The sequence below is a fragment of the Kribbella sp. NPDC051137 genome (assembly GCF_040682535.1).
Classification (GTDB): domain Bacteria; phylum Actinomycetota; class Actinomycetes; order Propionibacteriales; family Kribbellaceae; genus Kribbella; species Kribbella karoonensis.
Window position 1 is genome coordinate 170189 of sequence record NZ_JBFBBI010000004.1, and the last position, 25749, is coordinate 195937.

The 25749-nt window shown below is 70.2% G+C and carries 29 protein-coding genes; 16 read left to right on the top strand and 13 right to left on the bottom strand.

From position 1 onward, the window contains the following. Positions 1-21 precede the first annotated feature (21 nt). The 3 genes from AB0M51_RS21945 to AB0M51_RS21955 all read left to right on the top strand — a co-directional run bounded on the left by AB0M51_RS21945 (position 22) and on the right by AB0M51_RS21955 (position 3878). Positions 22-732 (top strand): helix-turn-helix domain-containing protein, encoded by a 711-nt coding sequence (locus tag AB0M51_RS21945; protein WP_363750077.1) that lies wholly within the window; start codon positions 22-24, stop codon positions 730-732. Beyond that, positions 729-3221, top strand: coding sequence for a multicopper oxidase domain-containing protein (locus tag AB0M51_RS21950; RefSeq protein WP_363750079.1), 2493 nt, complete (start codon positions 729-731; stop codon positions 3219-3221). The genes AB0M51_RS21945 and AB0M51_RS21950 overlap by 4 nt, the downstream gene beginning before the upstream one ends. 201 nt (positions 3222-3422) lie before the next feature. Further along, positions 3423-3878, top strand: a complete 456-nt coding sequence (locus AB0M51_RS21955; protein ID WP_363750081.1) for a DUF2267 domain-containing protein — start codon at positions 3423-3425, stop codon at positions 3876-3878. A 48-nt stretch (positions 3879-3926) separates the two neighbouring features. Here the strand turns inward: AB0M51_RS21955 and AB0M51_RS21960 are convergent, their stop codons facing one another. Both AB0M51_RS21960 and AB0M51_RS21965 read right to left on the bottom strand, forming a co-directional pair. Beyond that, positions 3927-4637 (bottom strand): polysaccharide deacetylase family protein, encoded by a 711-nt coding sequence (locus AB0M51_RS21960; protein WP_363750083.1) that lies wholly within the window; start codon positions 4635-4637, stop codon positions 3927-3929. Positions 4638-4741: 104 nt separating this feature from the next. Next, positions 4742-5098: a DUF190 domain-containing protein gene (locus AB0M51_RS21965; protein ID WP_363750086.1), complete on the bottom strand. Its 357-nt coding sequence runs from the start codon at positions 5096-5098 to the stop codon at positions 4742-4744. A gap of 146 nt (positions 5099-5244) precedes the next feature. Between AB0M51_RS21965 and AB0M51_RS21970 the strand changes: the two genes are divergently transcribed. The 3 genes from AB0M51_RS21970 to AB0M51_RS21980 all read left to right on the top strand — a co-directional run bounded on the left by AB0M51_RS21970 (position 5245) and on the right by AB0M51_RS21980 (position 7314). Beyond that, positions 5245-6117, top strand: a complete 873-nt coding sequence (locus AB0M51_RS21970; protein ID WP_363750088.1) for a methyltransferase domain-containing protein — start codon at positions 5245-5247, stop codon at positions 6115-6117. After that, on the top strand, positions 6114-6494 hold the full coding sequence (locus AB0M51_RS21975) for a VOC family protein (protein WP_344196005.1): 381 nt from the start codon (positions 6114-6116) through the stop codon (positions 6492-6494). The genes AB0M51_RS21970 and AB0M51_RS21975 overlap by 4 nt, the downstream gene beginning before the upstream one ends. Before the next feature lie 73 nt (positions 6495-6567). Continuing rightward, positions 6568-7314 carry a hypothetical protein gene (locus AB0M51_RS21980; RefSeq protein ID WP_363750090.1) on the top strand — a complete coding sequence of 249 codons (747 nt, stop codon included), beginning with the start codon at positions 6568-6570 and terminating at the stop codon, positions 7312-7314. Here the strand turns inward: AB0M51_RS21980 and AB0M51_RS21985 are convergent. Further along, on the bottom strand, positions 7301-7978 hold the full coding sequence (locus AB0M51_RS21985; RefSeq protein ID WP_363750092.1) for a hypothetical protein: 678 nt from the start codon (positions 7976-7978) through the stop codon (positions 7301-7303). The genes AB0M51_RS21980 and AB0M51_RS21985 overlap by 14 nt on opposite strands. A 140-nt stretch (positions 7979-8118) precedes the next feature. Here AB0M51_RS21985 and AB0M51_RS21990 point away from each other — a divergent pair, with 140 nt between their 5' ends. The 8 genes from AB0M51_RS21990 (at position 8119) to AB0M51_RS22025 (ending at position 14952) form a co-directional block, all read left to right on the top strand. After that, the gene (locus AB0M51_RS21990; RefSeq protein ID WP_344195999.1) at positions 8119-8562 is read left to right on the top strand and encodes an Hsp20/alpha crystallin family protein; all 444 of its coding nucleotides are present in this window, start codon (positions 8119-8121) and stop codon (positions 8560-8562) included. Between the two features lie 43 nt (positions 8563-8605). Further along, complete coding sequence (locus tag AB0M51_RS21995) at positions 8606-8917, top strand: hypothetical protein (RefSeq protein ID WP_363750095.1); 312 nt, start codon at positions 8606-8608, stop codon at positions 8915-8917. A 12-nt stretch (positions 8918-8929) separates the two neighbouring features. Continuing rightward, the gene (locus tag AB0M51_RS22000; RefSeq protein WP_363750097.1) at positions 8930-9256 is read left to right on the top strand and encodes a J domain-containing protein; all 327 of its coding nucleotides are present in this window, start codon (positions 8930-8932) and stop codon (positions 9254-9256) included. A 67-nt stretch (positions 9257-9323) separates the two neighbouring features. Further along, a complete protein-coding gene (locus AB0M51_RS22005; protein ID WP_363750099.1) occupies positions 9324-10169 on the top strand; it encodes a Ku protein in 846 nt (281 codons plus the stop codon). Positions 10170-10395: 226 nt separating this feature from the next. After that, entirely contained in the window at positions 10396-12999 is a 2604-nt protein-coding gene (locus AB0M51_RS22010; protein ID WP_363750101.1) for a LuxR C-terminal-related transcriptional regulator, read from the top strand. Further along, complete coding sequence (locus tag AB0M51_RS22015; protein WP_363750103.1) at positions 12996-13499, top strand: hypothetical protein; 504 nt, start codon at positions 12996-12998, stop codon at positions 13497-13499. The genes AB0M51_RS22010 and AB0M51_RS22015 overlap by 4 nt, the downstream gene beginning before the upstream one ends. 68 nt (positions 13500-13567) lie before the next feature. Further along, on the top strand, positions 13568-14440 hold the full coding sequence (locus tag AB0M51_RS22020) for a c-type cytochrome (RefSeq protein ID WP_363750105.1): 873 nt from the start codon (positions 13568-13570) through the stop codon (positions 14438-14440). Between the two features lie 29 nt (positions 14441-14469). Then, positions 14470-14952 (top strand): DUF1269 domain-containing protein, encoded by a 483-nt coding sequence (locus AB0M51_RS22025; RefSeq protein ID WP_344195986.1) that lies wholly within the window; start codon positions 14470-14472, stop codon positions 14950-14952. Here the strand turns inward: AB0M51_RS22025 and AB0M51_RS22030 are convergent. Both AB0M51_RS22030 and AB0M51_RS22035 read right to left on the bottom strand, forming a co-directional pair. Then, complete coding sequence (locus AB0M51_RS22030) at positions 14930-16780, bottom strand: hypothetical protein (RefSeq protein WP_363750108.1); 1851 nt, start codon at positions 16778-16780, stop codon at positions 14930-14932. The genes AB0M51_RS22025 and AB0M51_RS22030 overlap by 23 nt on opposite strands. Positions 16781-16817: 37 nt before the next feature. Then, a complete protein-coding gene (locus AB0M51_RS22035) occupies positions 16818-17864 on the bottom strand; it encodes a hypothetical protein (protein ID WP_363750110.1) in 1047 nt (348 codons plus the stop codon). Between the two features lie 128 nt (positions 17865-17992). Between AB0M51_RS22035 and AB0M51_RS22040 the strand changes: the two genes are divergently transcribed. After that, a complete protein-coding gene (locus AB0M51_RS22040; RefSeq protein ID WP_344195980.1) occupies positions 17993-18208 on the top strand; it encodes a hypothetical protein in 216 nt (71 codons plus the stop codon). Here the strand turns inward: AB0M51_RS22040 and AB0M51_RS22045 are convergent. After that, on the bottom strand, positions 18159-19040 hold the full coding sequence (locus AB0M51_RS22045; protein WP_363750112.1) for a hypothetical protein: 882 nt from the start codon (positions 19038-19040) through the stop codon (positions 18159-18161). The genes AB0M51_RS22040 and AB0M51_RS22045 overlap by 50 nt on opposite strands. A 124-nt stretch (positions 19041-19164) precedes the next feature. On the opposite strand from AB0M51_RS22045, the gene AB0M51_RS22050 reads away from it, so the two are divergent. Further along, complete coding sequence (locus AB0M51_RS22050) at positions 19165-20421, top strand: amidohydrolase family protein (protein ID WP_363750114.1); 1257 nt, start codon at positions 19165-19167, stop codon at positions 20419-20421. A gap of 61 nt (positions 20422-20482) precedes the next feature. Here AB0M51_RS22050 and AB0M51_RS22055 read toward each other — a convergent pair whose 3' ends face one another. The 7 genes from AB0M51_RS22055 to AB0M51_RS22085 form a co-directional block, all read right to left on the bottom strand. After that, on the bottom strand, positions 20483-21088 hold the full coding sequence (locus AB0M51_RS22055) for a hypothetical protein (protein WP_363750116.1): 606 nt from the start codon (positions 21086-21088) through the stop codon (positions 20483-20485). A 184-nt stretch (positions 21089-21272) separates the two neighbouring features. After that, positions 21273-22127 carry an aminoglycoside phosphotransferase family protein gene (locus AB0M51_RS22060; RefSeq protein ID WP_363750118.1) on the bottom strand — a complete coding sequence of 285 codons (855 nt, stop codon included), beginning with the start codon at positions 22125-22127 and terminating at the stop codon, positions 21273-21275. A gap of 120 nt (positions 22128-22247) precedes the next feature. Further along, complete coding sequence (locus AB0M51_RS22065) at positions 22248-23444, bottom strand: MFS transporter (RefSeq protein WP_363750120.1); 1197 nt, start codon at positions 23442-23444, stop codon at positions 22248-22250. Positions 23445-23447: 3 nt separating this feature from the next. Beyond that, positions 23448-24170, bottom strand: coding sequence for a cation transporter (locus AB0M51_RS22070; RefSeq protein WP_363750122.1), 723 nt, complete (start codon positions 24168-24170; stop codon positions 23448-23450). Next, complete coding sequence (locus AB0M51_RS22075) at positions 24167-24538, bottom strand: metalloregulator ArsR/SmtB family transcription factor (protein ID WP_363750124.1); 372 nt, start codon at positions 24536-24538, stop codon at positions 24167-24169. The genes AB0M51_RS22070 and AB0M51_RS22075 overlap by 4 nt, the downstream gene beginning before the upstream one ends. Before the next feature lie 65 nt (positions 24539-24603). Next, the gene (locus AB0M51_RS22080; RefSeq protein ID WP_363750126.1) at positions 24604-25083 is read right to left on the bottom strand and encodes a GtrA family protein; all 480 of its coding nucleotides are present in this window, start codon (positions 25081-25083) and stop codon (positions 24604-24606) included. Between the two features lie 26 nt (positions 25084-25109). Next, positions 25110-25733: a phosphatase PAP2 family protein gene (locus AB0M51_RS22085; RefSeq protein WP_363750128.1), complete on the bottom strand. Its 624-nt coding sequence runs from the start codon at positions 25731-25733 to the stop codon at positions 25110-25112. Positions 25734-25749 lie beyond the last annotated feature (16 nt).

The window sequence follows — 25749 nt, forward strand, 5'->3', positions numbered from 1 at the left end:
ATTTTTACTACACTTATCACCGTGGAAAATAGTGAGAGTGTCCAGACTCACCAGTTCGGTTTTGGGCCCCTCAGCGGCGCGCGGCCGTCTCGGCAGCTCTCACCGGCGCGCGCGGCCGTGCTGGAGATGCTCAGCGGCCGGCCCGAGCCGCTCTCGCAGGCGGCGATCGCCGAGGCCACGGGGCTGCATGCGAACACGATCCGGGAGCACCTCGACGGCCTGCGGCGGCGTGGTCTTGTGCGGCGGCTGCGGGCCGAGCCGTCCGGGCGGGGACGTCCCGCGTGGCTCTATGAGGCGACCGGCGACCAGTCCACCGGTTCGGACTACGCCGGTCTGGCGTCCGTCCTCGCCGCGACCATCGCCCGTACCAGCGACGCGCCGGAGGAAGCCGGGGCGACGGCCGGCGAGGATTGGGGCCACGAGTTGGCGCGCGACCGGGGCGCGCTGCCGGTGAGCCCGGAGACCGCCCGCAGACAGGTGGTTCACCTGCTGGACGAACTCGGATTCGCACCGGACCAGCAGGACAGCGGCGCGCAGGTACGGCTCACCCGATGCCCCCTCCTCGAGGCAGCGCAACGGCACCCGGAGGTCGTGTGTGCCGTCCACCTCGGCATCGTCCGCGGTGCACTCGACGAGTACGGCGCGGATCCGACTGGCGCTGAACTGGTACCGTTCGCGGAACCGGGTGCCTGCCGGCTGGTCGTGCCGCCACTCGACGGGACCGAGCCATGAGACCTTCGCGTGGCTTCTGGCCGCTGCGCGACGTGCCGGTGGTGTTCTGGCTGTTGTCCGCGGTCGTGGTGGCTGTTGCGCGTCCGGTGGTCCCGGCGCCGCGCTGGCTGTTGATCCACCTGTTGCTTCTCGGTGCGGTCAGTCACTCCATCCTGGTCTGGAGCCGGCACTTCGCGGATGCCTTGTTGCGGACGCCGATCCAGCCGACGGATCGCCGAGAGCAGAGCCTACGGTTGCTGATGCTGAACGTCGGCGTGTTGTGCGTCCTTGTCGGCGTCAGCGCCGGCCACTGGTTGTTGACGATGTCCGGTGCTGTTGCGCTGGTCGTTGCTGTCGGCTGGCATGGCGCGGGCTTGGTGATGCAGTTGCGGATCGCCTTGCCGGGGCGGTTCCGGGTGACGGTTCGCTACTACATCGCGGCCGCAGGGCTGTTGCCGGTCGGGGCGACGATCGGTGTCGTGCTGGCCAGGGTGCAGGCCGATCCGTGGCACGCGCGACTGCTGGTCGCGCATGCCTCGATCAACCTGCTGGGCTGGATCGGGCTGACGGCGCTGGGCACACTCGTCACCTTGTGGCCGACCATGTTGCGGACCCGCATCGCCCCGGGAGCCGAGCGTGCGGCACGCCGGGCGCTGCCGGTTCTGCTGGCCGGAATCACGCTGGCCGCCGGCGGTGCGTTGGCCGACGTACGACTGTTGGCCGCGTTGGGTTTCGTCGTCTATCTCGTCGGGCTTGGTCTGCTGGCCAAGTCGTTCGTGGGAGCTGCTCGAGCGCGTCCGCCGGCGGCGTTCACGACGTACTCCGTCGGTGCTGCAATGATCTGGCTGGTCGGCTGTCTGGTGGCGCTCGTGATAGACGTCGCCAGGACCTGGAGCATCACCTGGTTCACGCCGCTGCTGGCGGTGGGCTTCGGCGCCCAGCTCCTCTTCGGGTCGATGTCGTACCTGATCCCGGTGGCGTTGGGCGGCGGGCCGGGCCCGGTACGTGCGGCCGGCGAGGTGCTCGATCGTGCTGGGGTGCTGCGTGTCGTCGCGGCGAATGGGGCGTTGGCGATGTGTGCGCTTCCCGTGCCGGCCCCCGTCCGGGAGCTCTGCGCGGTCGTTGTGCTGGTCGCGTTCGCGTCGATCCTTCCGCTGCTGGTGCTGGCGATCCGGGCATCTGTGGGCGTCAAGCGGGGCGTGCCGCGGCCCGAGCCGAGGATGCGCCTCCGGCCTCGGCAGTTGGGCGTGATCGGGCTGGCGGTCGTGACGGTCGCGGTTCTCGGCGGCGCGGTGATCGACCGGGCCGTCTCGAGTGCTGACAAGCCCACCGGCCGTACGACGGTTGCGCGCGTGGCGACGTACGACATGCGTTTCCATCCGGACACGATCAGCGTCCCGGCCGGCGACCGTCTCGTCATCGAGCTCAGCAACACCGACAGCGACGAGGTCCACGATCTGGTCCTCGACGACGGCCACGACAGCGGGCGACTTCGGCCCGGTACGTCGACGCGGATGGACGTCGGGGTGATCACGCGCGATCTGCAGGGCTGGTGTGCGGTGGTAGGTCATCGGCAGATGGGCATGACGCTGTCGATCCACACGGCCGGAGTCGCCATCGGTCCTCGGCACGACTCGGTCGATCTGTCCAAGTCGCCGGGAACGGGCTTCACCGCCTACGACCCGCGGCTGCCTGCACTCGCGCCGAGCCGCGTGTACCGCCGCACACTGCACATTCGCGAAGTGCGGCGCGAGGTCGCTCCTGGCGTCGCGCAGAAGCTGTGGACGTACGACGGAACCATGCCGGGACCTACCCTGCACGGGCGGATCGGCGACCGGTTCGAGATCACCGTGGTCAACGACACCGGCATGGGCCACTCGATCGACTTCCACGCCGGCTCCCGCGCGCCCGGCCAGGTGATGCGGACGATCCCGCCCGGCGGCCGCCTTGTGTACCGCTTCACCGCCACCCGCGCCGGCATCTGGATGTACCACTGCTCGACCATGCCGATGTCCACGCACATCGCGAACGGACTGTTCGGGGCGGTCGTCATCGATCCGCCAGGTCTCGCCCCGGTCGGCAAGAGCTACGTGCTCCTGCAGTCCGAGCTGTACCTCGGCGCGAACGGCGGCGAGGTCGACACCGGCAAGCTGATGGCGGAGCGACCGGACCTTGTCGTGTTCAACGGCTACGCCGACCAGTACGACCATCAGCCGTTGCAGGCCCGTGCCGGCGAGCGTATCCGGGTCTGGGTCCTCGACGCGGGACCGGATCGTCCCACGGCGTTCCATGTCGTCGGCGGCCAGTTCAGTACGACGTACGCCGAAGGGACCTGGCTGCTGCGGGGAGGCACGGGCGGAAGCCAGACGCTTGCCCTCGGCCCCAGTCAGGGTGGATTCGTGGAGCTGACCTTCCCGGAGCCGGGCCGCTACCCGTTCGTGTCCCACGTGATGATCGATGCCGAACGAGGCGCCCACGGAACCTTCACCGTCGGCCAGGGCCGTGGGTGACACAGGGCGTCGAGCCGGCTGCCGGGGTCGTGCCCCGGCCCGATGAGGCCCGATGAGCGCAGGGTCGAAGGTCCCGCCGGGACGGGCGGTCGGCCAGCGGATTGGGGTCTTGTGCGCCTGGCTCAGCTGACGTCCGGAGCGGCAGGCTTGCAGACGTCGGCGGCCGGCGTGGTCGCCGTGGACTTCCAGGGGGATCTGATGATGAGCGCCATCAGGGTCGAAGCGATCGATCACGCGGAGCGGACCGCCAGTTTGTGGGTCACGGGTGTCGCGATCGAACTCGGCACCGACGACCGGCAGTTCGCCTACCGAGTCCTCCGGGCGTGGCTGCACGGCCTGCGCGACCGCCTCGGCGTCGAGGAGACTGCGCATTTCGCCGCGCAACTGCCGGAGTTGCTGCGCGGCGTGTACTACGACGGCTGGAATCCCAGCCGGGTCCCGCAGAAGACCGGGGCGGCGGAGTTCGAACGCCGATTCGCGCGGGAAGCTGTGGTCTCACAGGACGACGTACCAAAGGTCGCCGTGGCCGTGACCCGTGCCATCGACAAGCTCAGCTCGCCCGGTCACCTGACCCACGCTTTGCAGCAACTACCCCACGCCCTGCGTGCCGTCCTGGCTGGTCGAGAGGCTGTGACTGACGGCCGGCCGTTCGTCTGAGTGTCCATCAGGCCGCTCAGACTTACCACGTACGGCTGGCCGTCCACTTCATGCGCACCACATGCGGTAGAAGACGTACCCGCGGGCCTTCAAGGTGCGGAGGATGGTCGGGAGGGCGGCGACGGTCTGGCTGCGGTTGCCGCCGCCGTCGTGCATGAGGATGACCGATCCGCTGTGCACGTTGTTGAGCACGCGCGAGACGATCGCCGAGGTGCCGGGCCGGGACCAGTCGCGCGGGTCGACCGTCCAGAGCCGGATCTTCTTGCCGAGGGCGGCTGCGCGGTTGCGAACGGTGGTGTTGACCGCGCCGTAGGGCGGTCGCAGGCAGCGTGGGGTGTAGCCGGTCTGGTTCCGGATGTACCGGTCGGTGGTGAGGACCTGGTACTTGAACGTTGTCCAGGACACGTACCGCAGGTCGGGGTGGGACCAGGTGTGGTTCTGAACGCTCATGCCGCGCAGGTAGGCCCCCCGGGTCAGCCACGGGTACCGGGCCACCTGACGGCCGACCTCGAAGAAGGTGGCGTGGACGTTGTACTGGCGCAGGATGTTGAGGATCTGACCTGTGTACGGGTACCAGGGCCCGTCGTCGAACGTCAGATACACGTACTTCGTTGTCGCGGTTGTCGCGGTCGTTGCCGACTGGGTGGCCGCCGAGGTACTGGCAGGTGCCGCGGAGGCGGCGGTCAGCCCGAGCGACGCGATCAGGCCGAGGACGATGGCGATCAGTGCGAGGCGCGCACGGCCGAAGCGTGGTTTCATGAGAACCCCCAGAGTGGGACCGAATGGCACTACCACCGTCGTCAGACGGGGTCCCGTCGGCCAGGGGCGAAAGTCCCGATCTCGCGGCACCGCGCCGGCCGGCGTTACGGCTGCGCGGACCGCTCGGCGCCGCGGCCGACGTACCGGATGACTTCGCAGTCGTCGAGGATGACCAGGCCCTCGTGGACGAGCTCGTCGAGCTGCGGGAGGAACGCGTTCACCCGTTCGTGGGTGTCGACGATCAGGATCACCATCGGCAGGTCGTCGGACATGCTCAGCAGGCGAGCGGTGTGGATGAGGTTCGACGCGCCGTACCCCTCGATGCCGCGCAGCACCGTTGCTCCGGCCAGACCGGCCTGGTGAGCCCGGTGGACGATCTCGGCGTAGAGCGGCTTGTGGTGCCACCGATCCGTCTCACCGACCATGATCGTCAACCGCACCGCCGTCCCGGTGAGTCTCATCGCGTCCTCCAGGAGGTCCCGTTCCCTTGCCGTTGGCAACATGTCCCGGCATCCGGTCCACACTCCATGTGACCACTCGGTGCGGGCACGCGCCAGATCTCAGCAGATCGTGGCGCCGGCGGCGTGGAAGGGTGGACCATGTGGTCATGACCTCGTCGCCGACGGATCCGACCGACAGCGGTGCCACTGGCGGGTATCTGCTGGACAACGCGCGTGCCGAGGCGGGTGAGCGATTCGTCTGGCTGGCCGAGCTGTTCGACGGGGTGACCCGTGGGCACTTCGAGCGCCTCGGGGTCGGGCCCGGTTCGCGGTGCTGGGAAGTGGGGGGCGGAGGCACCAGCATTCCGGCGGCGCTCGCGGCGATGGCCGGTCCGACCGGGTATGTGCTGGCCACGGACCTCGACACGTCGTGGTTGCAGGAGAACGACGGGTACGACGTACGTCGGCATGACGTTGCCGCGGATCCGCCGCCGGAGCCCGGGAGCTTCGATCTGGTGCACGCCCGGCTGGTGCTGGTCCACGTGCCCGACCGGGCGCGGGCATTGGCCACGATGGCGGCAGCGCTGCGGCCCGGCGGGTGGTTGCTGATCGAGGACGCCGACACTGCGCTGCAGCCGCTGGCCTGCTTGGACGACAGTGGTCCTGAGCAGCGACGGGCCAACCGGATTCGCAACGCGATCCGGGAGCTGCTGGCGGGCCGTGGTGCGGAGCTGCGCTACGGCAGGACCTTGCCGGCCGCGTTGCGTGCTGCAGGCTTGGCGGATGTCGCGGCGAGCGGCTCCTTTCCAGTGGGCGGTGTGGCGTGCGACCGGCTGGAGGCGTCGACCATCCGGCACGTACGCCGTGAGTTGATCGCGGCCGGGCTCGCCGACGACGCCGAGCTCGACGCGCACCTGGCCGCCATCGGCGCGGGCAGGCTCGACCTGACCCTCGCGCCGCTGATCTCGGCCTGGGGCCGGGCTGGACGGATGAGGGCGGGCGGTGGACAGTCGGTGGTAGTGGAAGGAGTTGAGCCATGAGGATCCACGCGAGCTGTCTCGACCACGTTGTGCTGAACGTTTCCGATCTCGACGCGAGTCGTCGGTGGTGGTCCACGTTGACCGGGGTGCGCGCGACCAGGGACCACGAGGGTGAGGTGTCGTTCGTGATCGGTGCGCAGGCGATCCGGCTGCGGCAAGGGGTGCCGGCGCCGGGTGGGTCGATCAGCGTGTGTCTGATGGCCGACGCGTCGATCGACGAGCTTCACCAACGGGCCGAGGAACTGCACGCCGTCCACGGGGACGTCCATCCGCGGACGGCGGCGACGGCGCCCGCGCAGGCCCTGACGATCGCGGACCCCGACGGCTATCAGGTGGAGCTCGCCACCTACACCCCCGAAGGAGCTCCGATCCCGTAGTCGACCGGCGAGACGGCGCACCCGTCGTTGTGTAGTTTCTGACGATGACCAAACTGTGCGGGGCGGTTTGCTGATGGGTACGGCGGAGTCGGCTGTGCTGGTGGTGACGACGATGCCGTTGTCCAAGACCGCGCGGGCGGAGCTGAGCGACATGCTCGGGCCGGGGTACACGGTGGTGGACATCAGGTCCGCGCCCCCGACGGCGAACATCGTGCTCACACCGGTCGTGAGCGGGAACGCGCTCGGCATTCTGCGCGGCATGTTCCCGCAGGCGCGCATCCTGTACACCGAACTGCAGGACGACGAGCGCGGCATCAGTTACGCCGGTCCGCTGGCCCGGATCGTCGCGCTGGAACCCGACGGGTACTTCGTCGCGCACTCGCTCGACGCGCTCACCCCGATCGTCCAGACCGAGGCGAAGCTGCAACTCACCGGCAGCACTCGCCGTACGCCGCTCACGCTGTCGCTGGACTCCGGCCCCGCCGTCCATCAGGAGCAACGGTCCGCCGACGTACGACCGACGGACGACGAGCCGAACACCTGTACGGTCCGCTGGATCGATCGCGCGGCCTCCCCGGAGACGCGCGGCCGATGGCTGGACCTCGATCCGATCGACGCGCTGGTCAGCGGCCTGGTCGGCACGGACGAGCCGCGCCGCGACATCCTGTGGCCGGCGCTGGTCGCGGAGTGCGTCGTACGACTCGCCGACTGTTCACCCGAGGACGTCCTCGTCGACGTCGGCGGACTGGACCCGAAGATCCGCGCCGAACTGCAGATCCGGATCGAGAGCGAACAACTCGACCAGGTCACCTGGCCGTAGGCGGGCTCGGCTGTTGCGGTCGTGCGGCGTGTTCCGCCCGTAGCTGGTCGGTGGTGACGTTGATGTCGGAGACCTGTCCGGCGAGCTTCGGGTGGCTGTCCTCGAGTTTGGCGCCGGCCTCGGCGAGGGGAGCCAGGAGGGTCGCGGTGTCGTCGCCGCCGAGCGCCTGCAGGAGCCGGTCGGCGGATGCCTGGGTGGCTGGTTCGAGGTCGTCGAGTGCGGTGATCTGCGCGGCGAGCCTGCGCAGCATGCCTGCGTTGTCACGGGCCCACCGAGTGACCGCGCGGTCACCGGCTCGGCGGTCCCGCGCGGCCTGCACACGCTGCTCGCCGGTCATTCCCTCAGGATCGGTGGTGTGCTGGTTGAGCCGCAGGTAGCGGCGCTCCGCGGCCTGGCGGCTGGCGAGCCCGAGGGCCGGGGCGATCGCGGCCCAGCTCGTGCCGCGGTCGCGGGCGGCGCCGATCAGGAGCGGCTCCCACGCTGCAAGCTGCTCCTGCAGGATCCTCAGGCCCGACAGTGCCTCGAGCAGGTCCGCGGAGCTGACCGTCTCCGCCTCTGGCGGGAGCTGCCCGTCCGGGGTCCGGCGGCCGGCGGCGACGTGGCGGACGGCCTGCTCGATCGCGGTGAACGCGGCCTGCGCCTGACCGGCGGGGTCCCCAGACATCTCCCACCTCTCTGTCCGATGATCGACCATGTCAGCGATTGGATGACATTTCTGTCTTGTCATCGCTTCGATGACATGCTATATCAGAAGTGCGTGTTGACACCACCGATGAGTCAAGGATCAGAGGAGGTGCAGGGACGATGTTGATACGCACCGACCCCTTCCGGGAGTTCGACCGGCTTGCACAGCAGTTCTTCGGGAGCCAGACACCTGGCACGTGGTCGCGGCCGTCCCCGATGCCGATGGACGCCTACCGCGACGGCGATCAGTACGTGGTCGCGTTCGACCTGCCGGGGATCTCGCCGGACGCGATCGATCTGGACGTCGAACGCAACGTACTGACGGTCAAGGCCGAGCGCCGTCCGGTGGAGCTCGCCGAAGGCGCCGAGATGCAGGTCTCGGAGCGTCCGCTCGGGGTGTTCTCCCGGCAGCTGTTCCTGGGCGACACCCTGGCCGCCGACCGGATCGAGGCCAGCTACGAGGCCGGCGTACTGACGTTGACGATCCCGATCGCGGAGCAGGCGAAGCCGCGCAAGATCGCCATCGCGAACACCGAGGGCGATCGCAAACAGATCGACGCCTGACCGGCCGGGCCGGACCCGCGGGCGTGTCGAGGGGGTGACATCGATGCCGACGACCGAACAGTTACGCGCCGAGGCCGAGATCTTCGTCGACCTCACGTTGAGCGACGACGAACTGGTGCGGGCCGAATTCGACGCACTGATCGCGGCCGGCTGGGAGTCGCCGTGCGAGCCGCCACTCGACAAGCCCGCTCCGCCGGCCGGGGCATGGGCGCGGCCGCAGCCGTGGTGGCCGCGCCCACTCGCCGCCCGCCGCAGCCGGCGAGACCCGGTACGCCGGCCGGAGGGCCGGAGCCGCGCCCCTCCGCGCCCTCCGGCGCCCCGGCGCGCCGCTCGTCCGGTGACACCGAGTCCTTGAGGGAGGTCGTAGATGAGCTTGCCGTGCAGTGATCCGTACGCGGTTCTCGGGGTGACCGCACAGGCCTCCGACGACGAGCTCGACCAGGCCTTCCGGCGTCTCGTCCGCCGGCTGCACCCCGACACCCGAAGGTCGGTCGAGCCGGACGCCGACGCGCGTCTGCAGGACCTTCTCAATGCCTACGCCACCTTGCGCGACCCCATCCGCCGTGCCGCCTACGACCGGGACCGCGCCGGGACGGCCGGCGTGGTGGTACCGGATGACGACCCGGCACCCATTCGCTTCGGCCCGGTCCGCTGGCACCCGTCCCGCGCCGGTACGCCGGACCGCACGCGGTAGCGGCACCCTGTCACGATCGCGGAGCGTCCGGCTGGGTACCGGCTGGGGAAAGGCGAGAGGAGCGGGGATGGCGCGGGCGATCTGGAGCGGGTACATCAACTTCGGGCTGGTGTCGGTGCCGGTCGGGATGTACAGCGCCACGCAGGAGCACGAGATCGACTTCCACCAGTTCCAGAAGGGGACGTCGGACAGGATCCGGTACAAGCGGGTGAACGAACGTACCGGCCGGGAGGTCCCGTACGACAAGATCGTCAAGGGACACGACGTCGGCGGCGGCGAGTACGTGATCGTCGAGCCGGAGGAACTGGACGACATCGCGCCGGGCAAGTCCCGGTCGCTGGAGATCGACACCTTCGTCGACCTGGACGACATCGACCCGATGCACTTCCAGAAGAGCTACTACCTGGGTCCGTCCGACCCCGAGAACGCGTCGTCGTACGCGCTCCTCCGCGACGCGCTGGCGAAGACGAACCGGGCCGGCATCGCGAAGTTCGTGATGCGCGGCAAGGAGTACCTGGCAACGATCCGTGCCGACGGCAAGGTCCTGGTGCTGGAGACGATGTACTTCGCCGACGAGATCCGCGACCCGGACGCCGAGCTGGGCGAGCTACCACGCAAGGCGGGCGCGGGGAAACAGCTCTCGATGGCTGTCGACCTGATCGAGGCGATGTCGGGTGAGTGGAAGCCGTCCGCGTACAAGGACACCTACACCGAGCGGGTCAAGGACCTGGTCAAGGCCAAGCACGCCGGAAAGGAGGTCGTGTACTCCGAGGAGGAGCCGCAGGCCACCAACCCGACCGATCTGGTCGCCGCCCTCCGGGCCAGCGTGGAGGAGGCTCGCAAGGCCCGCAGTGCGAAGAAGAAGACCCCCGCCAGGAAACGTGCCTCGAAGAAGCCGAAGAAGGCCGCCTGACTTCGCGGCGTATCGGACCGTGGTCCGATTCTCGACCTGGGCTCAGGGCTGCCGCGACGCAGTTGGAACGGTTAGTCTCGGGATTGGCAACTCTGGGTAGGAGCACGTCGGCCAGGGGGAGGGCCACGAGGTGTGCGCCTCGATCGATCGGGAGCACCGGACAGTCGATCCGCGAACAGCCGGCGGGATTCCACGGCCGCCGGCGACGTTGGTGGTTCGGGAGCGCTTGCATGCGGCTCTCGACGTCGGGGTCCGGGCGCCGCTCACCTTGCTGATCGCGCCGCCGGGGACCGGTAAGACGGTGCTGCTGTCGGACTGGGTCCGGCGGCGGCGTGACGATGGTACGGCGGTGACGTGGATCAGCGGGCATGCGGCCGGATCGTTCGGGCGAATGCTCGAGCAGGCGGTGGACCGCGACCCGTCGGACCCGGAGCTGGTCGTGGTCGACGACGGGCACTTGCTGTCGGCAACCGTTCTCGCGGAGCTGGCGCTGGTGCTGCGGAAGTCGCCGCATGCGCTGCGGATCGTGCTGGCTAGCCGGTACGACCTGCCGTTGCCGGTACCGGAGTTGGAGCTTCGCGGCCTGACGCTGACGTTGCGCTCGCGGGACCTGCGGTTCACCGACGCCGAGGCGACCGAGCTGGTGAAGGCGCATGCGGGCAGCGCGACCGCCGAGGACATTCGCTTGTTCCAGGCGAACACGGCCGGCTGGGCCGCCGCGCTGGTCCTCGCGGCCCGGACGTTCGCGGCGTCGGGCGAGGTGAGGTGGTCGCTGGTCAACCAGGGCCCGGTGCTCGACCTGTTCCTCGGAGAGACGGTCAGCACTCTGGACGAGCGGGTTCAGGCGATGCTGCTGAGCACGTTCGGCGTACCGTCGGTGACCGCGGAGCTGGCGGCGGCGTTGAGCGACGACCCGGACGCGGGCGCGATGCTCGCGGAGCTCGCCGGCAACGGGTTGCTCGTCACGGCGTACGTCGACGGGCCGGGTGCCGAGCCGTCGTACCGCTATCACCCGTTGCTCGTCGAGCTGCTGCGGAGGCGCGTTGCCGCGAACGCGGAGCGCGCCCGGATCGTCGCTGCCGCGCAGCACCGGTCCGCGCTGTACTACGAGAACCGCGGCGACAGCGTCGGCGCGCTGCGCAGTGCGCTGGGCGCGGACGATCCGGCGCTGGTGGCGCGGATCGTGCTGAGTCGCGGGCCGGAGCTGCTCGCGGCGGGCGAGCTGGAACTGGTCGCGGTGGCGCTCGGAGTGGTGCCGGTCGAGGACTTCCCGCACCTGCTCGGGGTCCGGGGCCTGCTCCGCCGGGCCTCCGGCGATGTGGCCGGCGCGGTCATGGACGCGGCCGCGGCCGATCGGTTGACCGGCGAGCGGGACGCGCCGACACCCGAGGACGACGCGCTGGAGGCCGATGCGGTGCTGCTCCGCCTCTGGAAGTCGCGCTACGGATGGCACGACGTCCGGTCCGCCATCGACGGCGCGCGGTCGTTGCTGTCCCCGGACAGCGGCAGCAGCGACGCCGTGCTCGGGCCGGAGCGGCTGGCGTGGCTGCTGATCGAGCTGGCCGCGGCGGAGACCTGGGCCGACGACCTGGACAGGGCGTCCGCACACCTCGGCGAGGCGCTGGTGTCGGCCCGGATGGCAGCGCACTCCCGGCTGATCGCCGGGGGACTGGTGCATCGTGCGGTCGTGCAGTACGCCCGCGGCCAGCTGCGGAACGCCGCGAGGTCGGCCCGAGAGGCGCTCGACATCGGCGGTGACGACCTTCCGCCGGAGTACGCCGTACGGGCGTATGTCGTGCTGGGGTTCGCGGCGCTCGGCGATCTGCGCCGAGACGAGGCGTGGCGCTGGTACGAGCTCGTCGCGATGACCGCGTCCGCCGAGTCGGACACGGTGATCGGCGCGCTGCGGGCTACGCTCCGCGGCGTCCTGCTGATCGAGGACGGCCGTCTCGACGAGGCGTTGTCCGAGCTGTCCGCGGACCCCGCCGCAGCCGGTCCGCTGCCGTCGTTCCTCGCCCGCGACCTCGCGCTGCTGCGCTTCCGGCTGGCCGTGCTGATCGGCGACGAGGACGGTGCCGCCGGGCAGCTCGCGGAGCTCGACCGGGTCGGAAGCGGTCCTGAGGCCGAGCTGCTGCAGGCGATGCTCTCGATCGGCGAGGGCGATCTCCGGGCGACGGTGCGGATGATCGACGAGGTGCTCGCGCATCCCGGGATCTACCCGCCGGTCGCGTCGGCGGCCGCGTCGTTCCGTACCGTCCTGCTGACCCGCGCGGCCGATCCGGCCGCCGCCGAGGCCTCCCTGGTGGACACCCTGAACCGCGTCGCCCCGCAGCGCATCGTGCACGCGCTGATCCCGGCCGGCGGCGAGCCGGTCTTCCTCGACCAGCTCCGCGCCTACGCCCGGTCCCCGAACCCGCATCCCTTCGCCGCGATCGCGCTCGAGCGGCTGGACGGCTATCGGAGCAAGGGCGGCGTGACCCTGCTCGCCCGGACCAGGCCGGACACCGACGCCGTACCGGATCGCCGGCTGAGCGCGGTCGTGAACGGCGCGCAGATCCGGCTCACCGGCCGGGAGGCCGACGTGCTGGACCAGCTCGCGCTCGGGAACTCGTACACCGAGACCGCGAAGGCGCTGTTCATCACCGAGAACACGGTGAAGACGCACCTGATGGCGCTGTACCGAAAGCTCGGTGTCGAGAAGCGGTCCGCGGCGCTCCGGGTGGCCCGCGGCGTCGGACTGCTCCGTCCGGCACCGGCGGTGGAGACGGGACTGCCGGCGGCGCAAGGATCCTCGCCGGGGGCATTCGACGGACAAGGGAGACTGCGATGAATCAGAGCCTGCTGAACTCGCTGACCGAGGCCGAGCGGTTGCTGGTGGCCGAGACCGAGCGGGACGCGTTGAAGCAGCTGGACGAGGACGATCTGCTGGACCTGCATCAACGCGTACGGCGGGCGCGGACCAAGTACGTGAAGAACTACCGGCGCGGCGCGGCCGCCGCCGTTGCCGAGGTGGGCGGCCGGGGCCTGTCGTACGCACGGAACCAGCGCGACCGGGACAAGGCCGAGCTGTTCGAGTCGGTGCTGGCCACCGTGAGCCGGGAGGTCGCGGCGGCGGCGCGTCGCGCGGCGCAGGAACTGCGCGCCGAACGGATCGAGGCCGGCCGGGCGGCCAAACCGGTGCTCAGCACCGCCAAGCGGCCGGCCGCCAAGCCGCCCGCGCCGGCGACGAGCCCGCCGCCGCGGGCGACCAAGACCACCGGAGGGCTGAAGAAGGACGCGTCCACGCGGGCGCTGGGCAGCCGTCGGCAGGCCAAGCGCGACTCTCGCTGACTCGCCCGATTCGGGTGATCACAAGCGGCGCCGGTTCGGGTTCTGCTGGACACCGCGGAGGTGCCACGATGCACAGTGTCCGACCCAGTGCCAGACCCAGTGCCAGACCCAGTGCCCGATTCAGGTCCCGGCTCAGACTGCCGGTCATCGGTGCCGCGCTGGTCCTTCTCGGTCTGGCGTACGCCGTACTGGTCCCGAACGGCGCCGCCGGAGCGGACGGTCCGCAGTCCCAGCAGATCGAGGAGGGCCGGAAGCTTTTCGCGGTCGGCTGTGCCAGCTGCCACGGCCTGCACGCCCAAGGCGGGACCAACGGCGGGGGTGCGTTCACCGCGCCGTCGCTGATCGGTGTCGGAGCGGCCGCGGTCGACTTCCAGGTCAGCACCGGCCGGATGCCCGCGCAGCAGCCGGGCGCGCAGATCCCGCAGAAGACGCCCGTCTACTCGCAGGACGAGATCGCGGCGCTGGCGGCGTACGTCGCCTCGCTCGCGCCGGGTCCCGCGATCCCGCCGGCGTCGTCGTACGACGTGAGCAAGGCGACGCAGGAGGAGGTCACCCGGGGCGGCCTGCTGTTCCGGACCAACTGCACGGCCTGCCACAACTTCGCCGGGAGCGGCGGCGCGCTGCCGAACGGCAAGTACGCGCCGTCCCTGATGGCGACGACGCCGCGGAACATCTACCAGGCGATGCTGACCGGCCCGCAGCAGATGCCGGTGTTCTCCGACCAGGTCATGCGGCCGGAGGACAAGCGGGACATCATCGCGTACATCGTGGCGCTGCAGCAGTCGAAGGACCCCGGCGGCCTCGGCCTCGGGCGGCTCGGCCCGGTGTCCGAGGGCCTGTGGGGCTGGATCATCGGGATCGGGCTCCTGGTCGCGGTCGCGGTGTGGATCGGCTCCCGGGTGCCGACCGTACGGCGCGAGCCGGACGAACCGTCGCACTGAAAGTCACCCCATATCGGAGGAAACCTGACATGACTCATCTCGTGGTACTCGGCCTGGACAGCCGTGAGGACGCCGAGCGCGTCGTACAGCTCACGGACGAGCTGGCCAAGCAGCAACTGCTGCAGCGTGAGGACGCGGCGATCGCCTACAAGGACGCCAAGGGCAAGGTACGCATCCAGCAGACGATGAACCTGACCGCGGCCGGCGCGGCCGGCGGGGCGCTCTGGGGCACGTTGATCGGGCTGATCTTCCTGAACCCGTTGGCGGGCATGGTCGTTGGCGCCGCCACCGGTGCGATCAGCGGCAAGCTCACCGACATCGGCGTCAGCGACCAGCTGATCAAGGAGATCGGCCAGGAGTTGCAGGAGGGACACGCGGCGGTGTTCCTGCTGGCGCGGTCGGCCACCGTGGACCGGGTGATCGAGGCGCTGAAGCCGTACAGCCCGACCATCCTGCAAACCAACCTGACCCGCGAGCGCGAGGAGGAACTCATCCAGGCGCTGCAGTCCTGACGGACCTCGTCGAGAACGCGCGGTCGAAGTACAGGTAGGCGACAGCCGCCGCGGCGATCGGCATCGCGAGCGCGAACAGGATCGACGACACGACGTCGATCAGGATCGGCGACCAGTCCGTCGCCAGCAGCAGGACGATGCCGGCGATCGGCCCGACGGCGAGCCCGGCGCCGACCACGAGGGCCAGCGGTACGGCGGTCCGCCACCAGCGGCGGGCGACCAGGCGACGGCTACCTCGCAACGCCGCGCCGCCGGAGCATTGCTCGGCGACCAGCACCTGGACGACGAACGCCCGGCTGACCGCGTAGTACACGGCCAGCGGGATGGTCGCGACGAAGATCGTCAGCACGAACAGGACGACGACGTACTGCGTGGCCGCGCGGGCGAGCGGCCGGCGGGCCACGGCGCGGAGCGCCGCCGTGGTTGTCACCGGCAGACCGCGGTCGAGCTGGTCGAGCGTCCGCATCACGGCCGCGAGCAGGACGACGTACGTCGCGATCGTCAGCAGGGTGACGGCCAGCGCGAGGAGCGTCGCCCAGAAGCCGGTTGCGTTCTCGGTCGGCGCTCCGAGGTCGGTCGGTGCGTCCCGCCTGGCTGCCTGGAGCCTGGCGAGGGTCACGGTGACCACGCTCAGGACGCCCAACGCGGCGGCGAACCCGGCGAACAGGCCCGGTTGCCGACGGAACAGCTGGATCGCGGAAACCACCGCCTGGCCCCAGGCCCGCGGCCGCCGGGCGGGAAGCGGGTCGGCATCGGTCCACCGGGTCCGGCTCGCGGCGAACCACACCACCGCGACCAGCAGGGCGAGCAGGAGTCCGAGCAGCCAGGTCCGGTCGAGGGTCTCGCGCAGCAGGTTCGACCCGGTACGCACGGCGGCGCAGAAGACGCTCGTACTGCTGGGGCCGAGCAGCGCTCCGGCGGGTACGACGGTGCTGTCGTCGCGCCAGGTCGACTCGGCGTCCTGGATCGGCGCCGTCCAGGACGGCTTCATGTTCGGCCCGGTCGGTCCGTCGAAGAACGATCGCTGCCGCTCGCCCCACCGTCCTTCGAACCCCAGCCAGGGGTACTGCGCGAGGTAGTCGGCCCGGTTCATCGGAACGTAGGCGACCTTCGGGCTGATCGCCGGCTCCGGCCGGGTCGTGTCGTCGCAGCCGAGCCCCTCCGATCCGCGGCCGAGGTACAGACGTTGCCCGTACTTGTTGGCGTGCGAGCCTGCCGCCGGGTACACGACCGGATGGGTGCCGTCGACAAGCTCGAGCTTCGCGTCGCCCCATTTCGCGCGTTCGGCGCCGCCGTGCTGGCTGTACCCGACCGCGGCCGGTGCCGTGGCCAGCGCGCCGGCCGGGGTAGGGGCGTCGAAGATCAGCTGGATCGATTCCCAGTCGCCTTCGTGGGTGTTGTTGTAGTCGTTGAAGATGTAGAAGAACCAGTACTCCAGGGAGAGCTGGCCCGGGTACTTCGGGTCGCCGGCGACGTGCGCGTAGACAGTCGCGGCGTACTGGGAGTTGAGCTGTGCCGACCAGTTGGCGTAGTCGCAGCCGGGGCGCAGCGGATCGCCCGGGAAATCGAGGAAGTGGCCCGGGTACCGGAGCCCGAGGTCCTTGCCCAGTGGCTGCGTCTTGATCAGGTCGGGCGGCTGCCACGGGCCGCGCAGAGCGACCTGCTGGTTGCCGAGCACAGCCTGGACGTCGATCGGCCGGAAGTGTTCGCCTTCGGAGCAGTTTGCGGCGCTGTCTTGCAGCTTGATGACAGGTGCGTAGCGCTCGGCCAACTGCTGCGCCGTCGTGTCCTCGGGCGACGTCGCGGTCGCGGCCGGTTCGACGCCCACGACGAGCAGCGCCGATGACAGGAGCAGGAGAACGAGCCTACGCCGCACTGTTGGTCGCTCCCCGCTGCACGTGGCGCCAACGGGCGAGCGCCAGCAGGCCTACGACGACCGGTACGACCTGGATCGCAACCCGCCAGACGAGCAGCCCGGCGACCAGCGTCGTCGTCTCCAACTCGCTGTGCGACGACACCAGTGCGGTGTAGCTCGCGTCGAACACGCCGGCACCCATCAGCGGCAGGCCCGTCAACGGGTAGATGACGAGAAAGGTGCAGGCGAGCAGGAGAATGGTCGAGGTGCTCATCGGGACGCCGACAAACCCGAGGCACAGGACGAGTACGCCGGCCTCCACCACGACCAGGGCGCACAGACTGACGACCGCCGGCCGGCCATGCGCCTTCAGGAGCCGCGCGCTGTGGGCCTGGAAGTCGACCAGCCGATCGGCCCAGTCGTCCGGCCCGGTGGCCGACGGCCGTACCTTTCGGATCACCGTGCCGAGCAACCGCCCGAGCGCCGCGGCAGACCGCTCGGCCCGTACGGCGTACACCAGACCGCCCAGCAGCGCAGCCGCACCCGCGCCGAACACGAGCGCCGCCAAGCCGAACCGTGCGTAGAACGTCCCGGTCGCCCAGAACACGACGAACCCGAGGATCGGCGCGGCCAGCCGCGCCACGTAGAACATCACCGTGCTGAGCGTCAGCCCGGACGCGGCAGCCTTCGCGTCGATACCCCACGACCTGAGCATGGCCAGCCGTACGACGACATCGCCCGGCGACGGTGCGATCGTGGCCACGGAGGCCGCCGCGACGTCGTTGACCATCGCGCGCGGGACGTCGAGCCCGGTGACGAACAGTGCCAGCGGAGCCGCGAGCACGAACCGCCGGACCGGCAGCACGAGCAGGATCACCACGACCTGCCACAGACCCAGGTGCGTGACGGCGTAAGCGACCTGGCTCCAGTGGATCGCCCGCAGCAGCCGGAGCAGCAGCCAGGCGACGACGGCGACGACCAGGACCCGGCCGACGCGCACCACCGCCCGCGGTATTCGGCGCCGGGTCGCGGCCGGTCTGGGCACCTGGTCTGCCACCTCACCACCATGCCGTCTTCACGGCGTGCCTGCCTCCCACGATCCGGGGGAGTCGCCGGCTATCGCCCGGGAAGGGTGATGCCCCGCCGCCGCGGGGTGGGCAGAGTGGCCACGAAAGGGGCGTTGTCATGGGCCACTACGTGATCCGGGTGCAGGGGGCGTTGTCGCACGAACTCACCGACGCGTTTCCGGCACTGGCGGTGGAGTCCGAACCGGTGCAGACCGTGCTGCACGGAGACCTGGCCGACCAGGCCGCGCTGGCCGGCATCCTCAACCACCTCGACATGCTCGGCGTCAACATCCTGGAGGTACTGCAGATCCCGCCGTTCGGTCCGGCCGACTGAGCCGGGTCGCGACCAGCGCCGCACCGGCCACGACCGCGCCGATCACGAAGATCACCACCAGCGTCGTCCACAGGGACCGGGTCACGACGTCGAACACCGCGGTCGCCGGGAAGCCGTCGGGCAACCGGTCCGGCGCGACCTGCCGGCCGATCAGCAGAACGATGCCCAGGACAACCATCGACGCGGCCGTGCCGAGCCCGATCCCGATCAGCGTCCGGCGGCGGCGTACGGCGACGCCCAGCCCGAGGACGAGCAGCCCGGCGGCGACGAACGGCAGGACCGCGCCGTACCGGTCCAGCAAGCGGTAGGCCTGTTGGGCTTTGGGCAGATCCGCCGAGGAGAAGACGTCGAAGCTCTGCTGGATGTCCGGGATCCGTTGCGCGGCGGCGAATCCCGACGCGACCAGACGGTCTCTGGCCGCCGCGACGAACGGGCCGAGGTCGATGCTGACCGTGTCGCCGTTGAGGTTCGCGGGACCGCGCCCGGTCAGCAGGTCGATCAGTTGACCGTGCGCCGCCTGGTTGGCTCTGCGCCACAGGCTCTGGAACGTGTCGCTCTCGACCAGCTGACCGACCTGACCGCGCACGACGCCGCGGGCGGTGCTCGCGATCCGGTCCGGCAGGTTGCGCAGGATCACCTCGGTGACCTGGTCGGCGACCGCGTTCCGGACGTCGGAGTCGGCGGCCAGAGGTGCGACGGTGTCGACGTACCGCTCGGTGTTCGTGACGTGGGTCCGCGCCCAGGCCGCGGTGACCGCGACCGGGGCCAGGAGGCACCCGGCCACGATCAGGACGACCGCCAGCACGGTCCTGACCTTGTGTGTGTCCTCCATGGACTGCCTCCGGCGTCACCAGGAGCGTGACCGGTCGGCGCGCCGGTTTCCTCCTCCAGTTCGGGTGAGCAGTCGTGTCGCGCGCGGCCTTACGCTGCGAGAACCACTGCGGAGAGGTGCCACCGTGACCGAGCCGATCGTCTTTCATGACGTGCGCGTGCTGGACGTACGCCGGGGCAGCGTCGGCGATCCCGTACAGGTCGCGGTGCGCGACGGCGTCGTCACCGAGATCGCGCCGACCGTCTCGGAGCCGCCCGGCGCACGCGTCGTACCGGGGGACGGCCGGACGCTGATGCCCGGGCTGATCGACGCCCACTGGCACTCGTTGTTCGCGGCCGTGCCGTTGATGACCGCGATGATGGGCGACGTCGGGTACCTGCACGTCGTCGCCGCCGCGACCGCGCGGGAGACCTTGCTCCGCGGGTTCACCACGGTCCGGGACGCCGGCGGTCCCTCGCTCGGGCTGAAACAGGCGATCGACGCCGGCGTGGTGCCCGGGCCGCGGATCTACCCGTCCGGGGCGATGATCTCGCAGACCGGCGGACACGGGGACTTCCGGACCCGGCACGAGGTCCCACGCGGCCGGACCGGACACCTGAGTCACGCAGAGCTGGTGGGGGCCGTGCGGATCGCCGACGGTGTGAGCGCCGTGTTCGAGGCTGCGCGGGAGCAGTTGATGCTCGGTGCGTCGCAGCTGAAGTTGATGGCCGGCGGAGGCGTTGCGTCGCCGTACGATCCGCTGGACGTCACCCAGTACACGGAGGCCGAGCTCCGGGCAGCCGTCGAGGCGGCCGAGAACTGGGGGACTTACGTGATGGTGCACGCCTACACGCCGCGCGCCGTACGGCAGTCGGTGCGGGCCGGGGTTCGGTGTATCGAACACGGGCAACTGCTTGACGACGCGACCGCCGCGTTGATGGCGGAGAACGGGGTGTGGTGGTCGCTGCAGCCGTTCCTGGACGACGAGGACGCGCCGCCGGTGCCGCCGGGGAACCAGTCGAAGTTCGATCAGATGGCGCGCGGGACGGATACGGCGTACGAGCTGGCGCGGAAGCACGACGTACGGCTGGCTTGGGGGACGGACACGTTGTTCGATCCGGGGCTGGCGGCCAAGCAGGGCAAGCAATTGGCGAAGATGACGCGGTGGTTCACGCCGGCCGAGGTGTTGACGATGGCAACCGTCACGAACGCCGAACTGCTGGGACTGTCAGGCGAACGCAACCCGTACCCCGGCACCCTCGGCGTCGTCGAGGAAGGCGCCCTCGCCGACCTGATCCTCGTCAACGGCAACCCCCTCGAAAACCTCCAGCTGGTCGCCACCCCCGACACCTCCTTCCCCCTGATCATGAAACAAGGCACCATCGCCAAGGACCTGAAGTAGCCCGGTGCGGCCGCCCGCGCCAGTAGTACGACGAACGACCGCGAGCCTGTTCGTCAGGGGCTCAGTTGGCTGAGGTGCGGGCGAGGTCTTCCCACGCTGTGTCCCAGGCGGCGGCGCGGTGGCGATTCAGGAGGCTGGTGATGGCGCCGTAGATCAGGGTGCAGGTGAGGAGGGCGACCGACAGCATGGTCACGCCGAGGACGATCGGGATCACGACGGTGCTGCCGTGGGCAGGGGCTTTGGAGAGGTAGCGGCCGTCGCTGGTGATGGTGATCTGCTGGTTGGTGCCTGGCGGGGTGTCCGCGGGGACCTGGATCATCCCGGTGCGGAGGTCGCCTGTCGTGGTCGTCCAGCGGGCCGGAGCCGCGACGGTGGGGGATGCCGGTCCGGAGGACCCGAGTGGGGACCGGCCGGTGCCGGTCGTCGTCGCGATGGTCTGCGTGGCGCCTTGCTGGGCGGCGTGAAGGTCCGCGTCCGTCGTACGGTGAACGTGTAGGGCGAGGAGCGTGACCAGCGGAACGGCGGCCGCGCCCACCAGCGCGCAGAATGCGAGCGCCGCGGCCTGGAGCTTGTCGGTCCGGCGGCGCAGGGGATTGGGACGGAAGAGCCAGGTCCAGCGGCGTCGCTCGCGAACGGGTCGAGGCAGGGTCGAGGACGAGCCGTTCATGCGGCGATGCTCCTTCCGCGGCGGACGTCGCGGGTCGGGCGCCGCCTGGGCTTCGGGCGAGTCGGTGGTTCAGTCTAGGGTCCCCGCGACGCGGCGTGTGGTGGGCCGGGGACCTCCGCGAATTCGCCGACGCCGAGGTCGCGGTGCCACCGACTGCTTACCTCGGGAGATCCAGCCGGGCTGACTACAGTACGCGCTCGACGATGGCGTCGAGGGTCGGCCAGGGTGGGCCGTCGTGGAGTGCCCGGAGGAGTTCGTCGCCGAATCGCCTGCCGTTGGGGAACTGGTCGCCGATGTCCCACCGCCAGGCGGAGACGATCGCGAGGACGAGTTCGCGGCAGGTGGAGAGCAGGTCTTCGTCGACGTTCGGGTAGTGCTCGCAGACCGCCTCGGGGACGTGGGCGAGGTCGAATTCCACCGGGCCGCGGCAGCAGGTCTCGAGGTCGATGAACAGCGGGCCCTCGCGGGTGCTGAGCAGGTTGCCCGGGTGCGGCTCGCCGTGCAGAAGCTGCTCGTCGCGGTCCTCGACCGCTTGGCGCAGGGACTCCAGCCTGGTGCTGAGGAAGACCCGCTCCGCGTCCGGGAGGCTCGGCGAGAGGTCCGGGGTGCGGATGATCTCTTGTGCTTCGGCGATTCGGTCCGTGAACCGCGGGCTCGGCAGGTCCACCTTCCGCATGCCGGCGTGCAGGCGCCCCATCGCGTCGGCGTACTCCGACGGTGAGAGGTCAGGCGTCGCGGGCTCGTAGTACGTCCACAGCGTCACCGCGAAGCCGTCCCGGACGTGCACCCGCGGCTCCACCCGAGGATCCAACGAGGCAACAGGGCTCCCGACCTCGGCGAGACGTTGCGCGAGCTCGACCTCGAACTCGGCGACCTCTTGCCCGACCGGCGCCACCCGGGCAAAGGCGTCGCACGGTGTCAACCGTACGGCGAGCTTGTTCGAGTTGTGGAGCACCGTCCCGTCGTCGGCCCGCAGACCGAGCGACGCGGCGATCGAAGTTGCGGCGGCAATCGCACGCGTGACGTCGTTCGGCTCCATGGTTCGGTGACGCTACACCCGCAATCCTTTCGTGTCCCTCGTATTTCTACGGAAGGACGCCGGTGACGTACTGCATGGCGCCCATGCCCATGGGATCGGCGGGACTGGACGGTGGTCTGGTCAGGCTCCAGCCGGATGGACGGCGCGCGTTCTGGTGATCAGGAGGAGTGCTAGGGCGAGTGCCTGGATCGTGATGACGACGGTGATCAGGAGGGGGACGGAGACGTCGTACAACACTCCCGTCAGGGCACCTCCGAGGAGGGTGGCCGCGCCCATGATGCCCGCGAAGATGCCGTAGGCGGTGGCGCGTCGGCCGACCGGGACGAGGTCCGCGACGGTGGCGCGCAGCGTGGATTCCTGGATTCCGACAGCTGCGCCCCACAGCAGCGCTCCGGCGACGGCGAGCCAGGATGTGCGGGTGAACGCGAGCAGGGGAGTGGCGGCCGCGAAGAGGGGCAGAACGGCGAGCGTCGTGGTCCCGGTCCTGTCGTAGAGCCACCCGGTCGCGAGCGCGGCGAGCGCGTCGACCCCCATGGCCGCGGCATAGACCACCGGTACGGCGGCGACAGGCAGCAGGTGTTCCCGGACCAGGTGGAACGAGAGCACGCCGAACGTCGCGAAGCCGGACAAGGTCGCCGCGGTGAAGGCGGCGTACACCCAGAACGCTCGCGGCAGCCGACGGGATTGTCCGGGTACGACGGTCTCGCCGGCCGTCGGCGTCGTCTCGTAGCCGGCGGGGTCGGGTACCCGTGCGCGCAGCCAGAACAGCAACACGATCGCCGCCGCGCCGGGGATCGCGAGAACACCGAGCGCCGGCGCATAGTCGTCGCCCGTCACGGCGAGGATGCCCGCGACGGTCAGCGGGCCGATGACGGCACCGACCTGGTCCATCGCCTCGTGGACCGCGAACCCCTTGCCACGGCCGGTGACCGCGGTGGCGTGCGAGACGAGCGTGTCCTTGGCCGGTGAGCGCACGGCCTTGCCGACCCGTTCGGCGATCACCAGCGCCGAGGCCACCCACAACACTCCGGCGAGGCCGAGGAACGGGACCGCGACCGCGGTCACGACGTACCCCAAGATCGTCCAGGTCCAGAACCGCCGCGTGCGATCGGCGAGCGGGCCGGAGACGAGGCGCAGCCCGAACGCCGCTGCCTCACCGACCCCGGTGACGACGCCGACCACGGCGCCCGAGGCACCGAGGGCGCCCAGGAGCGGACCTGTGATCGACCGCGCGCCCTCGTAGACGAAGTCCATCAGCAGGCTGACGACGCCGAACGCCATGATGAACCGCCAGGCCGACAAGCCCTTCCGTGACATGGGTCAGCCGGCGCAGCATGAGTCGGTGCACGTGCCGTCGCCGCACCCGCAGGTGCTCTTGCCGTCTCCGGTGGCGACGGGCGCGCAGCAGCCCTTGCCCTGCCAGGCCTCGATGCCCTCGCGGACGGCGACGGCGGCGATCACCAGGCCGGCGATCGGGTCGGCCCAGGACCAGCCGAGGGTCGCGTTCAGCAGCAGGCCGACAAGCAGGATCGCGGACAGGTACGTGCACAACAAGGTTTGGGTGCTGTCGGCAACGACCGCGTTGGAGCCGAGGGCCTTGCCGGTACGGCGTTGGGCCCAGGACAGGAACGGCATGACGATCAGGGACGCGATCGCGATGCCGATGCCCACCGGCGACGAGTCGGAGTGGCTGCCGCCGACGAGGGAACGCAGGGACTCGAACGTCACGTAGGCGGCCAGGCCGAAGAAGGAGAACGCGAGCAGGCGCAGCGCCTGGCGTTCACGTGTCTCGGGCAGGCGGTGGCGGAACTGCCACAGGATGATCAGCCCGCTGGACACCTCGACGACCGAGTCGAGTCCGAAGCCGACCAAGGCGACCGATCCCGCCGCGGCACCGGCGGAGATCGCGACGATGGCCTCGACGACGTTGTAGGCGACCGACGCCGCCGCCAGCAGTTGGGCGCGGCGACTGAGCTTGCGGCGCTGTTCCTGGTCGGCGACCCAGGTGCTCGGCCGCGGGGTGATCCGCAGTGGCTCGCTCACCGGGGGCCTCCTTTGGCGGCCGCTCCGTAGACAGGGCAGAGTGCGACTGCATCACCGGTCAGCCCTAGCAGCCGCTCCGCGGCCGTCAACAGTTCGAGGGTCGCTTCCGGATGCGTCAGCCGGAACAGCGAAGCCCGGCCCTGCGGCCGGGAGTCCACCAACCCACAGTCCCGCAGGCACGCCAGATGCTTGGAGACCGTCGACTGCGCCAGCCCGAGGTGCTCGGTCAGCTCCACCACCCGATGCTCGCCCAGCGCGAGATGCCGGACGATCGCGAGCCGCGACGCATCACTGAACCCATGGAACAAACAGGCCGCGGCGGACAACGCCGCAGCCTCGTCGACCAGGTCACCCACATCCATCGCCATACGGCGCTGTTATCGCCGATCCTTCCCGCTGGTCCAGAGTGGGAAGCCGCTCTTCCGCGACGGTGCTATGCCGGATGGCGAAACACGACCCAGCGCAGTGCGCAGTACATGAAGACGCCCTCGCAGAGGCCCGCGGTGATCCGGGAGAGGTGGTACTCGACGCCGACGGCGGCCAGCGCCGTGGTGAGGCCGAGGATCAGCGCGAAATAGTTGACTGCGACAACGATCGCGTAGGTCGTGAGCTGCGGGCCGACTGGTGCGTGGGAACGGAAGTTGAAGGCGCGATTGAGAACGTAGCTCACGGTGAATGCCGAGCAGTACGCGATCGTGATCGCCAGCCACAGCGGAAGCCTGGCCCAGGACCGGAGCGCGGTGAGCAGCGCGAGGTCGAGCCCGAACGTGAAGCCGTTGATGAGCGCGAAGCCGATCAGGCTGGGTGGGACGATCGTCGAGAGCTTCCCGGGGAGCCTGCGGGTGACCGCGGTCATGGCTGCTGCGAAGCGCTCACTGGCGGGCCGGGTCTGCGTGTGGGTCGTCGTTGCCACGCCTTGAGTGTTGCGGCACGCGCAAGTCAATGAGCGTCCGGGGTGTGGTTTCGCAGGGATCGGCGGGCGAGCAGGCCGAGTACGAGGCCGAGCGACCAGCCGCCGAGAGTGTCGGTCGGCCAGTGGTAGTGGAGATGGACCGTGGCCACGGCCACGCCCGCGGAGATCACGGGCACGGCCCAGACGGTGAGCCGGTCGAGGCGGGTGCCGGCGGTGGTGAGCAGCGTGACCGCGATCAGGAGCAGCGCGAGGCTGTCGGCGGTGTGGCCCGACGGCCACGACATGCCGCTGTCCCCGAGGCGGTCGACGTGCGAGCGCGGCGGCGTCCGGCCGACGGCGAGCTTCGTCAGCCAGATCGCCGCCTCGATGATCGCGATCCAGACCGCCGCCCGGACCAACTGCCGGACCGGGCGCCGCCGGTACAGGTGCAGCAACGCGGTCCCGGCCAGGACCGCCGTCAGTACCGCGAAGCCGCCGAGGTCCGCGAGCGCCTGCCACCACGTCGACGACGGCTCCCCGGCCGGGCGGGCGACCGGGATGACGTGGTGGTCCCAGGATCGCAGGACGCCGATCGTGAGCAGGTCCAGCAGTGTCGCGACGAACACGAACACGCCGAACCCGAGCACGAGCCGACTGCCTCTCAGGTCCACACGGACCGAGCGTACG